The following is a 22,138-nucleotide window of genomic DNA, read 5'->3' as shown; positions in this document are numbered from 1 at the left end:
GGATCATGCGACGGCGGCTTGAGTGGGGTGAAGTGTCCTCTCGGGTCGCCGTTGCAGGGTCATATATCGGCGCATGCTCCCTTCGGCTCCGGCGACGTGTCGCAATCGGGCTGGCGCGAGGTTCAGGCAGGATTTGCCACCGGGGGACGGGTCAGAGAAGCGGCCCGGCCAGCCACACGGTAAAGCCCCCCAGCGCAATCCAGGGCCCGAAGGCGATGGTGGTCTGTCCCGAAACGGGCTGGCGCTGCAGCGCTGCTGCGACCATCACGGACACGATACCGCCAAGCGAGGCGATCAGCAAAACCGGCGGGATGCCATCAAGGCCTACCCACATGCCGATGGCGCCCAGCAGCTTCGCGTCGCCCCTTCCAAGTCCGTTTATCCCGCGAAGTCTCAGGTAAGCCACCTCGACCAGCCAGAGCAGGCCATATCCGGCAACCGCGCCGCCAAGATGCCACAACCAGGCTTCCTGTCGGAAGAATGCGACCATCCCGCCCCCCAGAAGTAAGACTGTGAGGTTCAGCCCGTCGGGCAGGATCAGCGTTTTCAGGTCGATCACGGCAAGCGCCAGCAGGCACAAGCCAAAGGCAAGGGTCAGGCAGAGCAGGGGCAGGCTCGCCGGGCCGAGCAGCAAAGCGGCCAGGGCTACCAGCGCCCCGGCTGCCGCTACCGGCAGATGCGCAACCGCCCATCCCGTATCGCCCTGTCGACGCGCCACCCAGTCGGCCGCGCGGGCAATGCCGTATCCGGTAACAGTCCCCGTCAGAACAAGGAGAGGTTCAACCCCGTTCATGTCCCGCCATCCCATGTCAGCGGCGTCAGGAAAAGGCTCCCGGGCGCAATGTCAGTCGCCCTTGCGCCCGGCATTGGCGGCCACAGGGTCAAAGGTGTCGGAACACTGCGCCCCGGTATCGCCCGCTTTGAGATAGCTCAGGCAATAATAGGCCGCTCGCGTGCCATCCTCAAAAGTCGGTATGCCGTGCCACTTATACTGTCCCTTCTGCCCGCTCCAGAGCTGGATGATGATCCGGCTGGGATGTTGGGGAATTGGATGGTCTTCATCGGTTGCCGTATGCAGCAGCCGGTCATTCACATACCAGCGTATCTCGTCGGGCTCCCACTCGAACGCATAGAGATGCACTTCCTTGCTCGCATCAAAGCCCAGCGGCATCTCGATCACCCGGTAGGGTTCGCCATCGGTGAAATAGTTGCCGGTCACCATGGTGAGATCCTTGCCCAGGAACTCGATATCGATCTCGTCATGCTGGGCGCCGAACTGCTCGGAGGTGTGGGTGAACATTGCGCTCACCGTGCCCGAGCCCGGCGCCGGCGTCATCACCACTTCAAACCGCCCGAAGGAATAGAAGCCGCGGCGCTGGTATTCCCCGCCCGCGAGAGTCTTTTTGCCGACCCGCATGCGGCGCAGTTCCAGCTCCACCCGGTCTTCGAGGAAATGGATATGCCGCGCCAGCCAGGCCGGGTGCGCAGAGCGATAGCTCATATTGGCCTTGTACCAGCGCGTCGGGTCATGCTCCTCGCTGAAATAGTGCAGGAAAGACGCGCCCTCGGCAGCGTCTCTGGCAATCGCCGGATAGCTCTCCGGTCTCGGGGGCGTCCCCAATGGCTCTGAGCCATGACCTGTCAGCGTGAGCGGATTGACCAGAACCGACGCTGCCAGAAGCGCCATCGCAACAAGGGCAAGCCCGGCGCCGATGCGGGTGCCAAAATCCTCGTTCCAGACTTTCGCCCAACTAACCATCAGTAACCGCCAGCAAACAACCAGCCCCGGTGAGAGGCTGGCCGCCCAGATATAGAGTAAAAACCGGGAAGGCGCGCCCAGGACAGGCCGCCTTCCGGCAAAAAGTGTTGTTACCGGGCGCCTTCAGACTTCAACACAGCCGGGATCGTTTTCAGCATGATGAGGACATCCCCCCAGAACGTGCGGCTCTGGGCGTAAGTCGTATCCATGCGCACGCGCTCGGGATAGCTTACATCGCTGCGGCCGCTGACCTGCCAGAGGCCCGTGATACCAGGGCGGACGCTGCAATAATCGGCAAAGTTTTCACCATACTTGCTGCGCTCCGACAGCGAGATCGGACGCGGGCCCACAAGTGACATGTCACCCTTCAGCACGTTGATCAGCTGCGGAAGTTCGTCGATCGACGTGGCGCGGATGAACTGTCCCAGCGGCGTGATGCGCGGGTCATCAACCAGCTTCTGCGTCAGCTCCCATTCGCGCTTGGCCTCGGGATCGCGCTCCAGGAGTTCCTGAAGGCGGTCAGCCGCATCTGGCACCATCGAGCGGAGTTTAAGGCATTTGAATGTGCGGCCGTTCTGGCCGTAGCGTGTATGCGAGAAGATCGCCGCCTGACCGTCCTGAAGACGCACAAGCAGGGCCATGATCAGAAGCAGCGGCGCGACGAAGAGAAGAGCCAGCGAAGCAACCGTAATGTCGAGGGCGCGTTTTGCGTTGAACGGGCTGCGCGGATTGGGCCGGCGCGGCTCGCTTATGACAAAACTTTCCTGCTCGACACTGCGTGTAGCGTCGGTGATCCGGAATTCCATTGATAAGTCCCCTTTGTATTCTACGCCGCGTTACACTCACCGACCGCAGTATGTTTGCTCAGCCTTAGTCCCTGTAGCGCTGAACCGTGCGGAGCTCATGTATTGGCGTTTGCAATTCGTATACCACTTTTGCGTTTGCGAAATAAGGGCTTTCTTAAACTTTCCCCCCACGCGTGAAGTATTCGTCAAATAATGGCACAGATTGCCGCCCGTCCGGGCAGTCGCAATCGTTTTTGATTGGTTAAACATGAATGGAATGCAACAAATGTCACAAATTTGGGCAGCGCACAAAAAAAGCGCCGCTTGTGGCGGCGCTTTCCGGTCAATCCTGTTGAGGAAAAGGCGGCTCAGAAAATCCGTTCGCCGATGCGAATCGTGTCGCCGGGTTTAACGACGGTCGACGGGGTGAGATCGTAGGCGATCTCCTGGTCAGAATCGATGCTCTTGATAAAGACGGCTCGCTTGTTCGCCCGGTAGGTGAACCCGCCCGCAGCGGCCACAGCGTTCTGTACCGTCAGGCCGCTCGTATAGGGATACTCACCCGGCCGGCCGACCTCGCCAAGAATGTAGAACGGGCGGTAGTTGATGACTTCCGCGCTGACCCGGGGGTTGAGCACATAGCCATCGGAAAGGCGCTCGGCGATCGCGGTTTCAAGCTCCACGGTCGACAGGCCGATCGCGCGCATCTGGCCGATGAGTGGCATCGAGATCGATCCGGAACCATCCACCTCGAACTCGCCCGAAAGGTCGGGATGGCCAAAAACCGTCACTCGCAGCCGGTCGCTCGAGCCAAGGGCATAAGCGGTGGCCAGCTGGGACTGTGTGACAGGTCCGTCCTCGCGCGCGCCGGCGGTCTGGCCGCTCGTCCCGCAGGCGGTCACCATCAGGGCAAATACCACAGCAAGGGTTACAAGAAAGGAGCGAAGCGTCAGCATGCAGCAGGGTCTCCTGAGGTCAGTTACGGGCCGGACTGAGTCCCGTATCGCATAATCACCGGATTTCAGGTGTTAAGAAAAGCAACTTCTGTACCGAAAAGCCGTGCGGCAGACAGCCGCCCTGTCAGAAAGGCCCCCGTATCGAGCCCGATCCTGCGGTCGTCCCTATGGATTGCGTCTTCCGGCGTATGCCCGTGCACGACCAGATAATCGAACGGGGCAGCATCATCGAGGAACTCTTCGCGGATCCAAAGCATGTCCCGCTGGCTCTGTTCCTCCAGGCCAAGGCCGGGGCGCAGGCCGGCGTGTACGAAGATATAATCGCCCGCCACATGGTAGGTCTTCAGCGACCGGAAGAAATCCAGATGCGCCTCGGGCAGCCGGTCGCGGAAATCGGTCCAGAGCCTGTTCCAGGCTTCGCGGACCTTCGCCATTTCCTCATGCGAGTTGAGGCTCGCGCGGGTATTGGGCGGGGCAAAGCCGTAGGAATAAAGTGTCTCCCCGCCGCCATAGCGGGTCCATTGCGTGCCAAAGCCGGCTTCCTGCAGGAACCGCAGGAACGCTTCTTCATGATTGCCCAGCAGGTAGACCGGGTCATACCGCTCCAGCGCCCCACTGGCGAAATAGTCGATCACATCCCGCGATTGCAGGCCGCGGTCGATATAGTCGCCCAGGAAAATGATCTGCGCCTTGGTGCCTTCAGGCAGCGTTGCTGCGTCGGCATCTATCTGCTCGACGAGGCGCGCCAGCAGGTCCATCCGGCCGTGAATGTCGCCAATCGCATAGAGGCAGACCCCTTCAGGCGCGCGGGTGACACGCTGCGGGACGGGCGGGGTATCTTCACCCGGTTCAGGCTCTGACGCCGTGTCGCCGCGCGATTGAACGCCCATATGGGACAACAGGTTACGGCGCGCCGCGCCGGCCGAGCGGGTGAGCTGGCCGAACCGCGCCCTGAGCGCGTCTGTAAGCTTTCCTCTGGTCAGTGCCATACTCATTTGTCCCCGGACGCCGTCAGGCTATCCGATTAACCTTGTTAAACCAAGAAATGCGCTGGATAATTCAACGCTTCCCGGTAACGCTTTGCCAAACAAATCCGCTCGCCCAGGCCAGATGCATCGTGCCTGCCGCAATCCCCGACAGCAAACCGCACGCGGATTTGTGCGTCATTGCCAGGGAAACCGACGCGCCAAGCAGGACGCTGAGATAGCCGGCGGGCAGCAGGAAAGCCTGCCACTGGAAGAGCCCCCCCACGAGACCCAGCACACAGGCCGCCAGCACGAACAGCGGCGCTGCCTGGCGCAGTTTCAGCCCGACATTGTTCTTGCGGGCATTCTTCGCCCGGCCCTTGCCATAGTTGAAATACTGCCGGGCAAGCGCCCGGACCGAGCCGCGGGGGACGTATTCGATCCGGATATCGGCATCGAGCCAGATCTTGCCGCCTGCGCGCCCGACGCGGTAATCATATTCGGCGTCTTCATTATGGGAGAAGCTCTCGTCATATCCACCGGTCGACCGGAACCAGATGATGTCAAAGCCGGCATGATGGCCATGATCGACATATCGTGACTGGTTCCCGCCGCGATGGTGCGAGCCGCCCGACCCCAGCAGCGTGTCGACAACCCAGGCATTGGCCTTCTCGAAACAGGTCTCCCCAACGGCGTCCATCGGAATGACAACCGAAGCTGCCCCGGTGCGCTGCAGCGCTTCAACGACATGCAGGATGAAATTCTGCGGATAGATGGAATGGGCATCACAGCGGATAAGCCAGCGTGTGTCCGGCGTGGCCTTTGTGGCGACGGCAAGGTTAATGGCGGCCGACTGAAGCCGCTTCGGGTTCACGATAAGATGCAGGTTGGGATATTCGACCATCAGGCTTTTGACGATCTTCACCGTATCGTCGGTGCTGCCGCCATCTGCCACGACCAGCGGAACGAGCCGCAGCAGGGGGCTGCCCTCCATCAGGGAGCGGATACATGTTTCAATATGGCGCGCCTCGTTCAGGGCGGGGATCACCGCCAGCAGCGCTGCCGGTTCAACACCCAGGGGTAGCCGCTTGAAAGTCGACGTATTTATCTTCCTGAGCATAGGGGGTTCGCGCGTTGAACGGTTCATGGTCGCGACTCGCGGAGCAATTTCTATTCCACCCTGAATAATACGCTACTTAGCAAGTCTCCCAGCTGAAACTACCCGTGGACCATACGAAACTGGATCAAATCCCCGCGGGCTGACCTAGCGAAAGGCTTGCCGACGGCCGGGGACTCCATAGTGTAGCGAAGAACGATAATCTTCGGAGGAAACGATGATCGGCGTAGTCGCAAAACTGAAAATCCAGGATGGCAAGCAGGCCGAGTTTGAACAGGTCGCCAAGGACCTGATGGCTAAGGTCAAGGCGAACGAGCCCGGCTGCCTCACCTATCAGCTCTACAAGACCAAGGGGTCCTCCACCGAATACATCTTCATGGAACAGTATGCCTCCGCTGAGGCTCTGAAGTCCCACGGCCAGACCGAGTATTTCAAGGCCGCCGGTCCCAAGCTCGGCGCCGTCCTCGCGGGCGCGCCGGACGTCCAGTATTACGACATCGTCGAATAAGCGGAGCGGCGGTCATGGATCTTTCTCTTTCGCCGGCCGATCTCAAATTCCAGCAGGAAGTGCGCGACTGGATCGCGGAAAACTTCGATGCCGGCCTGCGCGCCAGAATGGCGCTCACCAAGAATGGCTATGTCGACAAGCCAAGCCAGGTGGCGTGGCAGAAGAAGCTCGCGGCCAAAGGCTGGATTGCGCCCAACTGGCCCAGGGAACATGGCGGCCCGGGTCTGACCGCCACCCAGCGCCACATCCTGCACGCCGAGCTCTCCGGCGCGGGCACCCCCAACGTCGCCCCCTTCGGTGTCTCCATGGTGGCCCCGGTCATCATGGCCTTCGGCAATGAGGCGCAGAAGAAGGAACACCTTCCCAAAATTCTCTCCTCCGATGTCTGGTGGTGCCAGGGCTATTCTGAACCCGGCGCAGGCTCAGACCTTGCCGGCCTGCAGATGAGCGCGGTGCGCGAGGGCGACGAATATGTCCTCAACGGCTCCAAGATCTGGACTACGCTCGCCCAATGGGCCGACATGATCTTCTGCCTTGTGCGCACATCCAAGGAAGGCAAGCCCCAGGAAGGCATCAGCTTCATCGTCTTCCCGATGAACCTGCCGGGTATCACCGTGCGCGCGCTGCCCACCCTCGACGGTCCGGCCGAAGGCCAGCACGAGATCAACCAGGTCTTCTTCGAGAATGTCCGCGTCAAGATCAGGGACGCCCTCATCGGTGAAGAGAACAAGGGCTGGACCTACGCCAAATACCTGCTCGAATTCGAGCGCGGCAATGCCTATGCCTCGGGCCTGCGCAACATGCTGCGCAAGACCAGGAAAATCGCCGCCAGGGAAATGGACGGCGACGAGCCGGTCATCCGCAACCCCGATTTTGCCCGCAAGCTCGCCCAGCTGGAAATGCGCATCGAAGCCATCGACGCCACCGAGCAGCGTGTCCTCTCGGCGCTCTCGGCGGGCCAGAATGTCGGCCCGGAAAGCTCGATGCTGAAATACCAGGGCTCCGACTGCCAGCAGGAGATCACCGAGCTGACCCTCGAAGCGGCCGGTTTCTATGCCCACCCGTTCGTGCAGGACACCATTGCCCTCGCCGAGCCCGGCGCGAATACAAAATCTCCGACCCCGGACCACCTGCTCACGGCGGCGCCAAGCTATTTCAACTACCGGAAAACATCCATCTACGCCGGATCCAACGAGATCCAGCGCAACATCATAGCAAAGATGGTGCTGGGTCTCTGACGGCTGAAAGCACCCCGCACCACATTTTGGGGAGGAATTCATGGCGGTGACCCAGTCCGGTAAGCCGGGCCTGTTCACGCGCGTGTCGTTCGGTATCGGCGGCGCGGCGGATGGCATCAAGAACAACGGCTTCGACTATGCCCTGTTGTTCTTCTACAGCAACATCATGGGCGTCGATGCCGGCCTTGTCGGCGTCGCGCTCCTGATGGCGCTGGTCATCGACGCGGTTTCAGACCCCGTCGTCGGCTACTGGTCGGACAATATGCGCACCCGGTTCGGGCGCCGCCACCCGTTCATGTATGCCGCGCTGATCCCCACGGCCGTCACCTACTTCCTCACCTGGAACCCGCCCGAAGGGATGACCGGCAACGACCTCTTCCCCTGGCTCGTCGCCACCACCATCCTCGTCCGCCTCAGCTTCACCTTCTATGACGTGCCCAGCTCCGCCCTCTCCGCCGAGCTGACCTCCGACTATGACGAGCGCACGTCGCTGATGTCGCTGCGCTATTTCTTCGGCTGGTTCGGCGGCCTGACGATCCAGATCCTGCTCTTCCGTTTCCTCCTGGTGCCCACGGAGGAAATCCCGGTCGGGGTCTTCAACATAGACGGCTGGAAAACCTATGGCACGATTGCGGCCGTCTGCATCTTCACCTGCGTCGCTATCTGCGCGCTCGGCACCCACAGCCACATCCCGAATCTCAAGGCTGCCCCGCCCGCGCGCAACCTGACGCTCGGAAAGATCTTCAGCGAGATCTTCGAGACGATCTCCAACCCGTCCTTCCGCGCGCTCTTCATCGCCACCCTCTGCGGCCTGATCGCCACGGGCATCTCGGCGACCCTCAACCAGTATATCAACACGATCTTCTGGGAATTCGACAACACCCAGATCGCCAACCTCACCATGGGCGTCTACATCTCGGCCATCCTTGCCCTGATCATCGCGCCGCTCGTCGGAAAGACGTTCGGCAAGAAGCGCGGCGCGATGACCATCGGCGCGCTCGCCTTCACCATCGCGCCGCTTCCGGTGTTCCTGCGCCTCTTCGGTCTCCTGCCGCCCAACGGCTCGGATGAACTCTTCCTCTTCATCATCTCGATCACGATCTTCGATCTCTCCCTCATCATCGCCACGCAGATGCTGCTCGGCTCCATGGTGGCTGACATCGTGGAAGATTCAGAGCTGCAGACCGGCCGGCGCTCTGAAGGCATCTTCTTTGCCGGCATCAGCTTCATCCGCAAACTCTCCCAAGGCGCCGGCGTCATCACGGCCTCTATGGTACTCGCCGTCGCCGGCCTCTCCCAGGGCGGGGGCGTTGACGCGGCCACGCCGGAAGAGATTCGCATGCTCGGCTGGGGCTACGGCCTCACCCTGATCACGGCCTGGACCCTGATGCTCATCTGTATCAGCTTCTACCGGATCAGCCGCGAGAGCCATGCCGACAATCTCGAAAAGCTGAAACTGCGCCAGGCAGAACAGGATGCAGGCTGATGGCCATCGGCCGCCGCAGGGGCCCTCGCCGGTTGCCTGCGGCGACTTGACCTGTCTGAAATGTCATGCGGGCGCGATTGCGCCATAATTCGCTCCGCAATAGAGCCATGATCATGACCCATCTCGTGACCATGACCCGACACGCTTCCAAACTCCTCGCGGCTGCTTTCCTGGCCGTGCTCATGGCGCTGACCATGGCCATCATGCCGGTCTTCGCCCAAGGCGCCTTGCAAGGCGCTGCGCAGGGCGCGCCCGCCGAACGCATTCCCGCCTCGACCACCGAGATCAGCCTCACCTTTGCGCCCCTCGTTCGCCAGGCCTCTCCGGCGGTCGTCAACGTCTACACCGAGAAGAATGTCACCCAGCGCGGCATGACACTGGAACAGATGATGTTCGGCCTCGCCCCGCAAAGCCGCGTGCAGAACTCCCTCGGCTCGGGCGTCATCGTCGCCGCTGACGGCATCATCGTCACCAACAATCACGTCATCCAGGGCGCCGACACTTTCCGCGTCGTCCTCAGCGACCGGCGCGAATATGCCGCCGAACTGCTGCTCGGCGATGAGCGCACAGACCTCGCCGTCCTGAGGATCAACACCGAAGGACAGCCCCTTCCGGTGCTGCCTTATGCGGACACGCGCGACACCCAGGTCGGCGATCTCGTTCTCGCCATCGGCAACCCCTTCGGCGTCGGCCAGACCGTCACCAACGGCATCATCTCCGCCACCGCCCGCACAGATGTCGGCATCAGCGACTACGCCTTCTTCATCCAGACAGACGCCGCCGTGAACCCCGGCAATTCCGGCGGCGCCCTCGTCAACACGCGCGGCGAACTCGTCGGCGTCAACACCGCAATCTTCTCGCGCACGGGCGGCTCGGTCGGGATCGGCTTTGCGATCCCCGCCGAAATGGTCAAGCGCGTGGTCGACGCCGCCGTCAATGGCGGCACCTTCGTGCGCCCCTGGCTCGGCCTTGCCGGCCAGTCGGTCAGCTTCGACATCGCCCGCGCCCAGGGACTTGATCGCCCCATCGGCGTGATGGTCACCGAGGTCTATCCAGGTGGCCCCGCCGAGCGCGCCGGCCTGCGCCGGGGCGACCTCGTCACCGCCATCGACGAGCGCGAAGTGTTCGATGAAAAAGGCCTCAAATTCCTCGCCGCGATCCGCAATCCGGGCGAGCAGGCCAAGCTCTCAATCCTGCGCGGCGGCAAAGCCCAGACGATCAATGTGCGCGTCCAGCCGCCCCCCGGCGCGACCGAGGCAGACGTCGTCCTCCTGACCAACGGCTCGGTCTTCAACGGCGCCCGCGTCATCGAACTCTCCCCCCGCCTCGCCGAAGAGAACGGGCTTGATCCCTTCACGCGCGGCTCGGGCATCTATGTCCACTCGGTCACGCGCGGCACCATCTCGCGCAACTATTTCCGCCCCGGCGACATCATCCGCTCCGTGAACGGAAAACAGACCAAGACGGTGAAGGAACTCCAGGCCGTCCTGAAAGCCAACACCCGCGACTGGGACATCGAAATCGAACGCAACGGCCGCATCGTCCGCGGAACTGTCCGCACCTGACGCCTCTTGCGCCTCTCCCGCCCAGCGGGAGAGGCTGCGCAGGATCAGCGTTTGCATTGCAGACGCCCCAAGAAGAGGTCAGGGAGGCCGGCGCCCCCGCGCCAATCTGGCTTTGACCTGACACCGGATTTTGGCGAACAAACCGGCCAGCGTCCGCAGCGTCCCGCCATTCGTGCTGCGCGTTACCTAAAGCCGCCTCATCACCGCATTCATCAACGGCCCTATATCGGTATTCAGCACAAGGTCTGCATAGGGATCCTGTTCGGTCGGTTCCCGGTTGACGATGGCGAGGTCTGATCCGGCTTTCTTGGCCACCAGCGGCAGGCTGGCCGCCGGATACACAACCAGCGATGAGCCAAGCACCAGGAAGAGGTCTGCCAGCAGCGCCTCCTCGGTCGCCCGCGCCATCTCGTCTTCGGGCATCGCCTGGCCAAAGGAAATCGTCGCGGTCTTCACAAGGCCGGTGCAGAACATGCAAGTGATGTCTTCATCCGCTTCCCAGTGATGGCGCAGCGCTTCAAGCTCATACCGCTTCCCGCAGGTCAGGCATTTGGCATAGCTCGCATTGCCGTGCACCTCGATCACCTTGTTGTCGGGCACGCCGGAATCCTGGTGAAGATTGTCCACATTCTGCGTGATCACGCTGGTCACCTTGCCCGCCTCAACGAGTTGCGCCACGGCAAAATGCCCGGCATTCGGCGAGGCGCCGGTCCAGCCGGCGGTGCGATTGAACACGCGCGTCCAGGCCTCCCGGCGCGCATCGCGCGAGGCCACGAAGTCCTGGAACATGATGGGTTTCATCTTGCTCCACACGCCGCCAGGCGAGCGGAAATCGGGAATGCCGCTTTCGGTCGAAATGCCCGCGCCGGTAAACACAACAACGCGGTGGGCATTGCGGATCAGCTGGGCGAGGTTGTCTGCATAGGTCTCTGTCATGCCTGTGAAGCTACACTATTTGGCCCGTGCTTCCAGACGTACAAACCGTCACATATGCCCCTGTGCCGGTCTTGAGCGCGGCTAGACCACCGTCCCGAACGCCGCGCCGATCAGTCCGGTTACGAGCATCGCTGCCGCCCCCCAGAACACGACCCGGATCACGGCCCGCGTCTTGCCCGCCCCCCCGGCGCTCGCCGACAGCCAGCCAAGGACCGCCAGGCTGATGAGGGAGACACCTGCGACGACCGGCGTCAGAAGCTCTGCCGGTGACAGCACCGCCGCCATCAGCGGCAGGGCCGCGCCGATGGAAAAGCTCGCTGCCGAGCTCACGGCGGCCTGAATGGGCCGCGCGGCAACCATCTCATGCATGCCAAGTTCGTCCCGGGCATGGGCGCCCAGCGCGTCCTTGCGCGAAAGCTGCGCGGCCACGGCCCGGGCCGTCTCCGGCTCCACGCCGCGTTCCATATAGATGAGGGCGAGCTCTTCGAGTTCCTCTTCCGGAAATTTGTGCAGCGCCTTGCGCTCGGTTTCCAGGTCCGCCCTCTCGGTATCCGACTGGGAGCTGACCGAGACATACTCCCCCGCCGCCATCGACATGGCCCCGGCCACCAGCCCTGCCATCCCCGCCACCAGGATCTCCCCCGCAGACGCGGCCGCAGCGGCCACCCCGATCACCAGGCTGGCGGTCGAAACGATCCCGTCATTGGCCCCCAGAACGGTCGCCCGCAGCCAGCCGACGCGGTGCATGAAATGGTGCTCTTGGGGCAGATAAGGGTCAGGCATCGGGCATTCCCACCGGAACAGGGGCTGTCGGGTCGCATAAATCAGTGCAAATACGGGCAGGTAGGGTCAAGTTGGGCTGCCCTTGCGCCATGGGGCGCACACCGTTACGCCTTGTGCGGTAAGTCATAGCAATAAGGGGGACACCCTATGAACACAGTTCTGATCGTGATTGCGGCCATCGTCGCCGTCATCGGCGCCATCATCCTGATCTATAACGGCCTCGTCATGAAGCGCCAGCGGGTCAACCAGGCCTTCGCGGACGTCGACGTTCAGCTCAAGCAGCGCCAGAACCTGATCCCGAACCTCGTGGAGACCGTCAAGGGCTATGCCGCGCATGAGCAGGCAACCTTCCAGCAGGTGATCGCCGCCCGTAACGCGGCCCAGGCCGCCAATACAGCCGGCGAAATGGCCAAGGCCGAAGGCGTCCTCAGCCAGGCTCTGGGCAAGCTCTTTGCCCTCGCCGAGGCCTATCCCGACCTCAAGGCCAATACCAACTTCCTGCAGCTCCAGCAGCAGCTCTCCTCGATCGAGGACAAGCTCGCCGCCGCCCGCCGCTTCTACAATTCGGCCGTGCAGGACTACAACACCGCCCGCGAACAGTTCCCCGGCTCGATCATTGCCGGCAGCTTCAACTTCGAGCCACGCGAATTCTTCGATGTCGGCGTCGAAGGCCGCTCGGCCATGGATGAGCCGCCGAAGGTCGCCTTCTGATCCTCTCGCGCGGCGGGCGCCGCTGCGCTATCCTGACCGGGCAGCCAGGGAGGCGCCCATGTCTGTCATCCGATATCTTCCTCTGGCGGCGGGCTTCATGCTCGCCGCTTGCGCATCCGGCGGGGCCTCGTCCCCGGCGCAGTGGAGCGCGGCCGCCTGGAACGGCATTGCGCCCCAGACCATCGGCACGGAGAATTACAGCTTCTTCGCCGCCCCGCTTGACGGGCAGGGCTTCAAGCTGAAGCTCACCCTCGCTACCGATGGCCTGTTCCGCGTTCAGGAAGACGGGGACAACACGCTGCCTGAAGAGTTGCGGGCCGCCGCGCAGCAGGCCGCCCCGGAAGGCTGCCGCCTCGATACGCTGGTCCTTGCCGCCGATGGCAGCGCCGAAGCGGGTTATGATTGCCAAACTTAAATGTTGGCAGGCATGGACACCGGCGCGTCCTCAAGGTCAGAATGCGGAAGGTTCTTCAACAGGGGTGAGGCCGGTGCCATGCGTTATCTGATCCTTGCGGGGTCTGTCTGCCTCGCCGCCTGCTCACCCGCCGCCCCGGTGGAAGAAGGCGAGACGCTTCAGGCCGAGCTGACCTCGCCCGTCGAAACAGCCGTCGAAACAGCCGCCGAAGTGGCGCAGGCCGCCGCGCCTGTGCTCGATCCCACAGCACTCGACTTTTCCCGCATCGCCCTTGCCATGCGCATTCCCGCCGCCTTCGAGGCGCGCGAAGACGGCGCCTATCTGCAGATCAACGTCACCAATGAACGCCTCGGCGTGAATGTCTCGGAGGAGTTTCCGCTCGTCCAGACCAGCGAGGTGACCAGCCCTTTTTTGTCCGCAGAAGCGCGAGAGGGATTCAGGATATGGACCTATGGTACGCGCCCCGAGGATGGTCCCATGCTCCAGGCGATCAGCGGAGAGCTTGCCCGCCTGAAGAGCGTCGCGCCTGGTGAGAACGAGCTCAGCTTCGGCGCCATCGCGCCCGGCTGCTGGAATGAAGCCTCCCAGTCCCCGGCCAGCCTGAAGCGCACACTCTATATCCGCGTCAGTCCGGAGGCGGACTTTGAGCTCTTCGTGCCCGAACAGGAAATCGGGCAGGGCGAATTGCCGGGCCTTGAAAGCTTCTGGGCCGCCTGCGGTTCCTAAAAGGTTTCAGCGCGCCGGCTGCGCCGCAAACCACGGCTCCAGCCGCGCCAGCGCTTCCTCAATCTCAGGCGTAGACAGCGCAAACGAAAAGCGCATGAAGCGCCCGCCTTCCGCAGGGTCGAAATCCACCCCCGGCGCGGTTGCCACGCCCGTCTCCTCCAGCAGCTTCAGGCAGAAGCCGAGGCTGTCATGGGTGAATCGCGAAACATCCGCATAGATATAAAATGCCCCGTCCGGAGGCGCGATTTTCTCAAGGCCAAGCCGGGGCAGCGCGCCGAGCAGCAGCGCGCGGTTGCGCCGGTAAACGTGAAGATGCCCCTCCAGCTCGTCGCGGCTGTCCATCGCCACAAGGCCCGCATGCTGGGAGAGTGACGGGGCCGTCAGGAAGAGGTTACCGATATAGGCGCTGGTGCGCGCCACATGCGCCTCGGGTGAGACCAGCCAGCCCAGCCGCCAGCCCGCCATCGAGAAGTATTTCGAGAAGCTGTTGACAACATAGGCATCGGGCGAAAATTCGAGCATCGAATGGATCTCCGGCCCATAGGAGAGCCCGTGATAGATCTCGTCCGATATGATCTGTATGCCCCTTCGTTTGCAGACTTCGGCAATCGCGGCGAGTTCGTCCTTCGGAATGATCGTGCCGGTCGGGTTGGCGGGGCTGGCAATGATAACGCCCTGCGGCGCAGGCTCCAGAGCCTCCAGCGCAGCGGCCGATAGCTGGAAGCGCACATCCGCCCCGCAGGCGATCTCCACCGGCTCCATGTTCAGGGCACGCACGGTATTGCGATAGGCCACATAGCCTGGCCGCGCCATGGCGATCCGGTCGCCCGGGCTGAACGCCGCCGCCAGCGCCAGCACCAGCGCCGGCGAGGCCCCGCAGGTAATCACCAGTCGCCGGGGCGAGAGGGTAACGCCATAGCCTTCCAGATAGTGCCGGCAGATCCGCTCCTTGAGGGGCTGGCTCTCCCAATAGCCCATCGCCTCGGCATCGAGCACGCCGTGCGCCGCCGCAATCGCCGCCTTCGGCGCGCCGGTCGAGGGCTGGCCAAACTCCATATGCAGGATACGCTGGCCTGAAGCTTTGAGTTCATGCGCGCGGCGGCTGATCGAGATCGCCTGGAAGGGCGCAATATCCTGTCCCATCGGGAATACCTGCCTGTAACGTCTGTGCTGCGGTTATCTTGCCGCCAGCGACGGCAGCCATGTTGCCAGCGCCGGCATCGCGGCGATCATTGCCAGCAGGATGAGCTGCAGTCCAATGAACGGAACAGCCCCCTGCCAGATCTGCATCGTGGAGACCTCCGGCGGCGCGGCCCCGCGCAGATAGAAGAGCGCAAAGCCGAAGGGCGGCGTCAGGAAGCTCGTCTGCAGGTTCACCGCCATCAGGATGCCGAGCCATACCGGATCGAAACCCAGCATGATCAGCGGAGGTGCCACCAGCGGCACGACCACGAACACAATCTCGATGAAGTCGAGGAAAAAGCCGAGCACGAACATCACGAGCATCGCAATGCCGAGCGCGCCCCATTTGCCCCCCGGCACGGAATGGAGCAGCTCTGCCACAAGGTCGTCCCCGTCAAAGCCCCGGAAGACGAGGCTGAAGAGCGACGCCCCGATCAGGATCAGGAACACCATCGAGGTGATATGCGCCGAGCTTTTCAGCGCCGGGCCAAGTTCCTTCACCCGGCGCAGCACCAGCAAGCCGGAGACCAGCGCCGCAAAGAAGGCAAACGCGCCAAGCCCGGTGATCGCCATGCCGACAAGGTCGGCCCCGCTATGGCCGCTGGAGGCGGTGCGCAGGTCGAGGGAATTGCGCAGCACGATGATCAGGATCAGCCCGGCAAGCCCCGCCAGCATCACCGGCATCAGCCGACTCTGCGCCTCGCGCGCCAGCCGCATGCCCGCCAGCAGGATTGCCCCGCCCGCGCCGATGGCGGCCGCTTCCGTCGGCGGGGCAATGCCGCCAAGAATTGAACCGAGCACGGCAACGATGAGCGCCAGTGGCGCGCCAAGGCCGAGCGCGACATCGCGAACGCTCAGCGGCGCGGTGCCTTCGAGGACCGTTGCGGGCGGACAGGAGGCCGGCCGGAAGATCGCCATCGCCGCAATCCACAGCATGTAGAGCGCGACGAGAATGAGGCCGGGGATCAGGGCCCCGGCAAAGAGATCGCCCACGGACACAACCGCCGAGCCCCCGCCTGTGCGCAAGGCCGCCTGGCTCGCCGCATTGGAAATCGCGTCGGCCAGGAGGATGAGTACAATGGATGGCGGAATGATCTGGCCGAGCGTGCCGGAGGCCGCAATCGTGCCTGTCGCAAGGCGCGGGTCATAGCCCTGGCGGATCATGGAGGGCAGGGCGATCAACGTCATCGTGATCACCGTCGCGCCGACAATGCCGGTCGAGGCCGCCAGCAGCGTGCCCACCAGCACCACCGCAAAGCCAAGCCCGCCGCGCACCTTGCCGAGCAGGCGGCTGGCAATGTTCAGAAGGTCCTCGGCCACCCGCGAGCGTTCGAGGATCACCCCCATGATCACGAACAGCGGCACCGCCACCAGCGTCTGGCTCTGCATGATCGAGCCGCCTTCGATGCGGCTCGGAAACGCTTTCAGGAAGCTCTCGGGAAACACGCCCGTGGCAATCCCGATCAGCGCAAAGATCAGCGCCACCCCGCCCAGCGTCAGCGCAACGGGAAAGCCGGCCAGCAGCGCGCCGATGGCAACAAGGAACATCGAGATCGCAAGGACCGCCTCAAGCTCCATGGCCGCCTCCTTCTGCTGCCAGCTGCTGCGGCGTCTCTGGCGGCAGCGCGCCCGTGATCCGCAGCGCGGCCTTGATGGCTTCGGAAAGCCCCTGCGCCATCAGCAGCGCGGCAAACACCGGCACCAGCGTCTTGAACAGGAAAAAGATCGGCAGGCCATCGGACTCGCGCGAGCCCTCCAGCAGCAGCCAGGCCCGGGCAAGCCCCGCCTCGCTTGTCATCAGGATGCGCACGCAGATGGGGAAGAGGAAGAGGTAGATGCCGGTCAGCTCCACCCAGCTGCGCCCGGTCTCGCCAAAGCGCGGGCGCAGGATGTCGACGCGCACATGCGCGCCGTCTCTCAGTGCCGCGGCGGCGCCCAGCATGAACATGGCGGCAAAGGCATAGGTGGTGATCTCATTCAGCCAGCTGAAGGAGAGCGAAAACGTGTAGCGCAGGATCACGACCGCCAGCATTGCAAAGACAAGGATCAGCGCGCTGGCCATCGCTGCGCCCAGCGCCATGCCGGTCACCCTGTCGATCAGCCGGCTGATCTTCAGCGCAAAGGCGTCGACCAGGCGCGGCGCGCTCAGCGCAATCAGTGGAAGCAGGAAAAGCGGCAGGCTGAGAAGGCCCAGCCATTTCAGCCCCGTTCCGATCTGGAGAAAGATGCCTGTATCCATTGCCCGCCCCGGCCCCGCTTACTTGCCGAGCGCGCGGGCAGTGTAATACACCCCGTCGGAAACCCCGGCCCAGCCCCGCATCAGCTTCAGGGATTTCTCGAAGCTCTCATAGATGCGCTTCTCGATGCCGCTGGCCCCGGCCGCCGCGCGCACATCATAGGCCGCCTCAGACATCCGCTTCACCACTTCCTCCGGGAAGGACCGCATCTGCACATTGTGCTGATTGACCAGCAGGTCGAGGTGGACCGAGTTCTGATAGGTGAACTCGCCGAGCGTCTCATGGTTCACCGCTTCGCAGGCGGCCTTGAAGATCGCCTGCTCGCCGGCCGTAAGACTGTCCCAAACGCCGCGATTGATGCCCACGGCAAGGCTCGCGCCGGGCTCATGGAAACCAGGGCCATAATAGAAGGGCGCCTCGCGGTGGAAGCCAAGGGAATAGTCGTTCCACGGGCCCACCCATTCGGCCGCGTCAATCGCGCCCGTCTGAAGCGCCTGATAGATCTCGCCCCCCGCCAGCGCCACGGACGCCCCGCCGAGCGCGCGCAACACTTCGCCGCCCTGTCCGGGAATGCGCATCCGCAGCCCGGCCATATCCTGCAGTGAACGGATTTCCTTGCGGAACCAGCCGCCCATCTGGTGACCGGTATTGGCGCCCTGAATGCATTTGATGCCGAACTGGCCAGAGAGCTCGTCCCAGAGTTCCTGCCCGCCGCCAAAGTCGATCCAGCCCATGATCTCCTGCGCCGTCATGCCGAACGGCACAGCGGTGAAGAAGGGAAATCCGGTGGACTTCGCCGTCCAGTAATATTCGGCCCCGTGATACATGTCGGCCGAGCCATTGGCGACCGCGTCAAAGGATTCAAAAGGCGGCACCAGCTCCCCGGCGGCGAACACCTTCACCTCGATCAGCCCATCGGTCATGTCGCTGATGCGCTGGGAAACGCGCTCGGCCGCCGTGCCAAGGCCCGGCAGGCCCTTGGGCCAGGTGGTCACCATGTTGAAGCGCCGGCGGTTGCGGCTGACCGCCGGGCTCGCCAGCACTGCGCCCGCTGTCGGCGTCGAGAACGTAGCAGCCGCGCCGGCCACACCCAGTGCGCCTGCGCCGATCAGGTTGCGGCGGTTGATCATCAAAGCCCTCCCCACACGGCACGGGCTCTGCTGGCCGGAATGGCCATCGGTCCGTTTCGCCGGCGAAAATCTAGTCGTCGTCTCTCAAGGGCCGCCAGCGGTCGCCGTCAAGCACTTCCAGCGGTTTGTAGCGCCGTTTGTAGTCCATCTTCGGACTGCCCTTGACCCAATAGCCCAGATAGAGGTGCGGCAGGCCGAGGTCATGGGCATGCCGGATATGGTCGAGAATGAGGTAATGGCCGAGGCTCTGGCTCGCCTTCGCCGGATCGAAGAAGGTGTAGACCATAGACAATCCATCGCGCAGCACATCGGTAATCGCCGCCGCCACCAGCGGAGCATCGGGCTCGGGCCCGTCGCGATACTCGAAAATGAGGCTCTGCACCGGGCTGGCGCCCACCATTGCGGCATAATCCCGGAAGCTCATGTCCGACATGCCGCCATTGTCATGGCGCGTCGTCACATAGGTCTTGAGCAGGCGGAACTGTTCGCGGGTTGCCTGCGCGGCCACCGGGCGGCGCACCAGACGGGCATTGCGCGCGACCACCCGCCGGTCACCCCGGCTGATGTCATACTCCCGTGTCGCCACGCGTACGCTCTTGCACGCATTGCAGCGCGCGCAGGCCGGGCGGTAGGCAATCGACTGGCTGCGGCGGAAACCGGACTGGCTGAGCACATTGTGCAACGCGTCGGCTTCCGGAATGGCGAGGTTTGTAAACGCCTTGCGCTCTTTCCGGTCAGGCAGATAGGGGCAGGGGCTGGGGTTCGTGACGTAGAACCTCAGCGACCGCTCCAGGCCCGCCGGCAGAAGATGTGAATCCGAAAACTTCATTGCTCCCGACGATACACCCGCGCGCGCTTCCGCCAAGTGGCCATTTCGGGGCAGGGGGCCATTACGCGGCAAAAAGGACACACCTGTGTGCCCCGCCGGTAACAATTTCAGTCGGCCAGGTGAACCTCAAGGCTGATCCGGCGGTTGGCGGCCAGGTGGGGCTGTCCGGCATTAAGTGGCCGCGTATCGGCATATCCTGTCACCGCTTTGACCCGGTCTGTCGCGAAACCGGCCGTCTCGAGCGCCCGGCGGGCCTCGTTTGCCCGCTGCGAAGACAGCTCCCAGTTGGAGGCGGCCGCCCCGGTCATCGAGAAGGCATCGGTATGTCCCTCGATGGAAATCTGATGGGGCAGGCCGGCAAGGCTGGCAGCGGCCGCCTCGACCAGGGCCCGGCCATCGGCCGTCAGCGCGCCGCTGCCGGTCTCGAACAGCGGGCGGCCCGCCGTATCAACCAGCTCGATCCGTACGCCGGCTGCGTCCGAGGAAAGCTGTACACTCTCCCCTGCCGCCTTCAGGCCGCCCGCATCCTGCAGCCGCGCCAGCAGCTCAGCGGCGCCAGACGGGGCCATTTGGGAAATGGTCGAGGCAGAAACCGGCTTCCCGGTAAATTCAGAGGCGATCACCGCGCGGTCTTCTTTCGAGACCCCGCTGACCAGCCACATGAGCATGAAGAACGCGACCAGGGCCGTCAGGAAGTCGGCATAGGCCAGCTTCCATGTCCCCGTTTTCCGGGTAGGCATGACGGGCCTTCTGCCCGTCTGCCGCCGTGAGGTCGTGGCATACGCCATTGCTCTTTTGCGTCCAATCCTTCTGATGGATGACGTGGGTGTATCAGGTCGTGGTGAAAGCCACGCTTCGGCCAGGGGTGGGATTTTGATGAAATTCGCTCTAATTGGCCCCGAATTCATGAGGAGATTGGCATGGCACGTACCGCATTCCTGGGCCTGGGGGTCATGGGCTTCCATATGGCGGGCCACCTTGCCCGGGCAGGCCACCAGGTCACCGTCTGGAACCGCTCCCCGGCCAAATCCGCCGCCTGGACCGCCGCCCACAAAGGTGAAGCGGCCAAGGACCCGGCCTCGGCCGTCTTCGGCGCCGAATATGTCCTGATGTGCCTGGGCGATGACCCGGACGTGCGGGCCGTCTTTGACGCCTTCGAGCCAAGCCTCGGCGCCGGCATGACCGTCATCGACCATACCACTGCCTCTGCTGCCCTTGCCCGCGAACTCGCCGAGCGCTGCCGCGCAAAGGGCGCCCATTTCATCGACGCCCCGGTTTCAGGGGGCGAGGCCGGCGCCATCAATGGCAAGCTCACCCTCATGTGCGGCGGCGAGGAGGCTCCCTTCGCGGCCGCTGAGCCGGTGATGAATGCGTTCGCGCGCGCCATCACGCTGATCGGCCCGAGCGGCGCCGGCCAACTCGCCAAATCGGTCAACCAGATCTGTATCGCCGGCATCGTCCAGGGCCTCGCCGAAGGGCTCCACTTTGCCGAGAAGGCAGGCCTCGACGCAGAAAAGGTCATCGCCGCCATCTCCGGCGGCGCGGCCCAGAGCTGGCAGATGGAAAATCGCTGGAAGACGATGACCGACGGCAAGTTCGATTTCGGCTTCGCGGTAGACTGGATGCGCAAGGATCTGCGCATCACGCTGGACGCGGCCCGCGAAAACGGCGCCAGCCTTCCCCTCACCGCCCAGGTCGATCAGTACTATGCCGACGTGCAGGCCATGGGCGGCCATCGCTGGGACACGTCCAGCCTGATTGCCCGCCTGGGCCGGAAGCCTGACTGATGGGTATCTGCCGTGTCGACATTCACATCCCCGCAGGCGGGGAGACCTTTGAAACGGCCATCCGGATCGTCAAGGCGGCAGACCCGATCGACTATGTGGTCCTCCAGCCCGAACAGAAGGACCGCAGCCTCATCCAGGTAATCATGCGCGACGGGCCGGTGCAGTCGCTGCTCGACAATCTCCAGTCGCTTCTGGAAGACCGCTCCGGCTGGCGCGTCACCGTCGCTGATCTCGACCTCACCCTGCCGAGCCTTCCCGAACCCAAGGACGAAAAGAAAGCCGCCAGCTCCCAGCACACGCGGGAAGAACTCTACGTCCAGATCTCCAGCGACGCCAAGCTGAGCTGGGACTATGTGATCATGGTTGCCCTCTCCACCATCGTGGCTGCCATTGGCCTCGTGTCTGACGGGGTTGCCGCTGTCATCGGCGCCATGGTCATTGCCCCGCTGCTCGGGCCGATCATGGGCCTCGCCATGGGCGCCGCATTGGGCGAAACCGCCCTCATTCGCCGCGGCCTGATTGCCTTCAATGTCGGGATCGCGGTCGCGATCGGGCTGTCGCTGCTGCTGGCCTTCGTGATGCCGCCCGATTTTGAAAGCCGGGAACTCATGTCCCGCGCCGAAGTGCGCCTTGACGGGCTCGCTCTTGCCATGGCGGCAGGCAGCGCCGCGGCGCTTTCGGTCACGCGCGGAACCGCCTCTGCGCTTGTCGGCGTGATGGTCGCCGCCGCGCTCCTGCCACCGGCAGCGGCCGTCGGGCTCTTCGCCGGCTACGGCCAGGGCACGCTGGCGCTCAGGGCCGCGCTCCTGCTCAGCCTCAATGTGGCGGCGCTGCTCCTCTCCGCGCTGATCGTCTTCCGCCTGCGCAAGATCCACCCGCGGACATGGATCGAGCAGAAACACGCTGCCCGCGCGGTCTGGATCAATGCCGGCCTGTCAGCCCTCTTCCTACTTGTCTGCGGCGCGCTTATCCTGCTCCTTGATCTCGGCCAGGCCGTTGATCTGGGCAACTGAAAGAGGGACC

23 protein-coding genes are annotated in these 22,138 nt (G+C 63.6%); 9 read left to right on the top strand and 14 right to left on the bottom strand.

What is annotated here, in order from left to right; genetic code table 11:
- Positions 1 to 151 precede the first annotated feature (151 nt).
- The 6 genes from KG722_RS00880 to KG722_RS00855 form a co-directional block, all read right to left on the bottom strand.
- Entirely contained in the window at positions 152 to 793 is a 642-nt protein-coding gene (locus KG722_RS00880; protein WP_213268565.1) for an A24 family peptidase, read from the bottom strand.
- Between the two features lie 51 nt (positions 794 to 844).
- A complete protein-coding gene (locus KG722_RS00875) occupies positions 845 to 1,759 on the bottom strand; it encodes a family 16 glycosylhydrolase (protein WP_213268563.1) in 915 nt (304 codons plus the stop codon).
- A 110-nt stretch (positions 1,760 to 1,869) separates the two neighbouring features.
- On the bottom strand, positions 1,870 to 2,565 hold the full coding sequence (locus KG722_RS00870) for a sugar transferase (RefSeq protein WP_213268561.1): 696 nt from the start codon (positions 2,563 to 2,565) through the stop codon (positions 1,870 to 1,872).
- Between the two features lie 347 nt (positions 2,566 to 2,912).
- Positions 2,913 to 3,500, bottom strand: a complete 588-nt coding sequence (locus KG722_RS00865) for a polysaccharide biosynthesis/export family protein (protein WP_213268560.1) — start codon at positions 3,498 to 3,500, stop codon at positions 2,913 to 2,915.
- Positions 3,501 to 3,565: 65 nt separating this feature from the next.
- Complete coding sequence (locus tag KG722_RS00860) at positions 3,566 to 4,489, bottom strand: metallophosphoesterase family protein (RefSeq protein WP_213268558.1); 924 nt, start codon at positions 4,487 to 4,489, stop codon at positions 3,566 to 3,568.
- 70 nt (positions 4,490 to 4,559) lie between these two features.
- Positions 4,560 to 5,612 carry a glycosyltransferase family 2 protein gene (locus KG722_RS00855; RefSeq protein ID WP_300998118.1) on the bottom strand — a complete coding sequence of 351 codons (1,053 nt, stop codon included), beginning with the start codon at positions 5,610 to 5,612 and terminating at the stop codon, positions 4,560 to 4,562.
- A 187-nt stretch (positions 5,613 to 5,799) separates the two neighbouring features.
- Here KG722_RS00855 and KG722_RS00850 point away from each other — a divergent pair, with 187 nt between their 5' ends.
- The 4 genes from KG722_RS00850 to KG722_RS00835 all read left to right on the top strand — a co-directional run bounded on the left by KG722_RS00850 (position 5,800) and on the right by KG722_RS00835 (position 10,379).
- A complete protein-coding gene (locus tag KG722_RS00850) occupies positions 5,800 to 6,090 on the top strand; it encodes a putative quinol monooxygenase (RefSeq protein WP_213268556.1) in 291 nt (96 codons plus the stop codon).
- Positions 6,091 to 6,104: 14 nt separating this feature from the next.
- Positions 6,105 to 7,328, top strand: a complete 1,224-nt coding sequence (locus KG722_RS00845) for an acyl-CoA dehydrogenase family protein (protein ID WP_213268554.1) — start codon at positions 6,105 to 6,107, stop codon at positions 7,326 to 7,328.
- Between the two features lie 40 nt (positions 7,329 to 7,368).
- Positions 7,369 to 8,814: an MFS transporter gene (locus KG722_RS00840; RefSeq protein WP_213268552.1), complete on the top strand. Its 1,446-nt coding sequence runs from the start codon at positions 7,369 to 7,371 to the stop codon at positions 8,812 to 8,814.
- A gap of 113 nt (positions 8,815 to 8,927) precedes the next feature.
- A complete protein-coding gene (locus KG722_RS00835; RefSeq protein ID WP_300998117.1) occupies positions 8,928 to 10,379 on the top strand; it encodes a Do family serine endopeptidase in 1,452 nt (483 codons plus the stop codon).
- A gap of 186 nt (positions 10,380 to 10,565) precedes the next feature.
- Here KG722_RS00835 and KG722_RS00830 read toward each other — a convergent pair whose 3' ends face one another.
- Positions 10,566 to 11,315, bottom strand: coding sequence for a Sir2 family NAD-dependent protein deacetylase (locus tag KG722_RS00830; protein WP_213268550.1), 750 nt, complete (start codon positions 11,313 to 11,315; stop codon positions 10,566 to 10,568).
- Between the two features lie 81 nt (positions 11,316 to 11,396).
- Positions 11,397 to 12,098 carry a VIT family protein gene (locus tag KG722_RS00825; protein ID WP_213268548.1) on the bottom strand — a complete coding sequence of 234 codons (702 nt, stop codon included), beginning with the start codon at positions 12,096 to 12,098 and terminating at the stop codon, positions 11,397 to 11,399.
- Between the two features lie 147 nt (positions 12,099 to 12,245).
- On the opposite strand from KG722_RS00825, the gene KG722_RS00820 reads away from it, so the two are divergent.
- The 3 genes from KG722_RS00820 (at position 12,246) to KG722_RS00810 (ending at position 13,950) form a co-directional block, all read left to right on the top strand.
- A complete protein-coding gene (locus KG722_RS00820; protein ID WP_213268546.1) occupies positions 12,246 to 12,809 on the top strand; it encodes a LemA family protein in 564 nt (187 codons plus the stop codon).
- A gap of 58 nt (positions 12,810 to 12,867) precedes the next feature.
- Positions 12,868 to 13,224, top strand: a complete 357-nt coding sequence (locus tag KG722_RS00815) for a hypothetical protein (RefSeq protein WP_213268544.1) — start codon at positions 12,868 to 12,870, stop codon at positions 13,222 to 13,224.
- Between the two features lie 78 nt (positions 13,225 to 13,302).
- Positions 13,303 to 13,950 carry a hypothetical protein gene (locus KG722_RS00810; RefSeq protein WP_213268542.1) on the top strand — a complete coding sequence of 216 codons (648 nt, stop codon included), beginning with the start codon at positions 13,303 to 13,305 and terminating at the stop codon, positions 13,948 to 13,950.
- A gap of 6 nt (positions 13,951 to 13,956) precedes the next feature.
- Here the strand turns inward: KG722_RS00810 and KG722_RS00805 are convergent, their stop codons facing one another.
- The 6 genes from KG722_RS00805 to KG722_RS00780 form a co-directional block, all read right to left on the bottom strand.
- On the bottom strand, positions 13,957 to 15,093 hold the full coding sequence (locus KG722_RS00805) for an aminotransferase class I/II-fold pyridoxal phosphate-dependent enzyme (RefSeq protein WP_213268540.1): 1,137 nt from the start codon (positions 15,091 to 15,093) through the stop codon (positions 13,957 to 13,959).
- Between the two features lie 33 nt (positions 15,094 to 15,126).
- A complete protein-coding gene (locus tag KG722_RS00800) occupies positions 15,127 to 16,710 on the bottom strand; it encodes a TRAP transporter large permease subunit (protein ID WP_213268537.1) in 1,584 nt (527 codons plus the stop codon).
- Positions 16,700 to 17,371 carry a TRAP transporter small permease subunit gene (locus tag KG722_RS00795; protein WP_213268531.1) on the bottom strand — a complete coding sequence of 224 codons (672 nt, stop codon included), beginning with the start codon at positions 17,369 to 17,371 and terminating at the stop codon, positions 16,700 to 16,702. Before KG722_RS00795 ends, KG722_RS00800 begins: the two co-directional genes overlap by 11 nt.
- 18 nt (positions 17,372 to 17,389) lie before the next feature.
- Complete coding sequence (locus KG722_RS00790) at positions 17,390 to 18,499, bottom strand: TRAP transporter substrate-binding protein (protein ID WP_213268529.1); 1,110 nt, start codon at positions 18,497 to 18,499, stop codon at positions 17,390 to 17,392.
- Between the two features lie 70 nt (positions 18,500 to 18,569).
- Positions 18,570 to 19,328, bottom strand: coding sequence for an arginyltransferase (locus tag KG722_RS00785; protein WP_213268527.1), 759 nt, complete (start codon positions 19,326 to 19,328; stop codon positions 18,570 to 18,572).
- A gap of 107 nt (positions 19,329 to 19,435) precedes the next feature.
- On the bottom strand, positions 19,436 to 20,068 hold the full coding sequence (locus tag KG722_RS00780) for an OmpA family protein (protein ID WP_213268525.1): 633 nt from the start codon (positions 20,066 to 20,068) through the stop codon (positions 19,436 to 19,438).
- Between the two features lie 180 nt (positions 20,069 to 20,248).
- Between KG722_RS00780 and KG722_RS00775 the strand changes: the two genes are divergently transcribed.
- Positions 20,249 to 21,115, top strand: coding sequence for an NAD(P)-dependent oxidoreductase (locus KG722_RS00775; protein ID WP_213268523.1), 867 nt, complete (start codon positions 20,249 to 20,251; stop codon positions 21,113 to 21,115).
- On the top strand, positions 21,115 to 22,128 hold the full coding sequence (locus tag KG722_RS00770; protein ID WP_213268521.1) for a TIGR00341 family protein: 1,014 nt from the start codon (positions 21,115 to 21,117) through the stop codon (positions 22,126 to 22,128). Before KG722_RS00775 ends, KG722_RS00770 begins: the two co-directional genes overlap by 1 nt.
- Positions 22,129 to 22,138 lie beyond the last annotated feature (10 nt).

This window comes from Hyphomonas sp. (assembly GCF_018402285.1).
Classification (GTDB): Bacteria; Pseudomonadota; Alphaproteobacteria; order Caulobacterales; family Hyphomonadaceae; genus Hyphomonas.
This window is presented reverse-complemented; position numbering and strand designations above follow the sequence as displayed.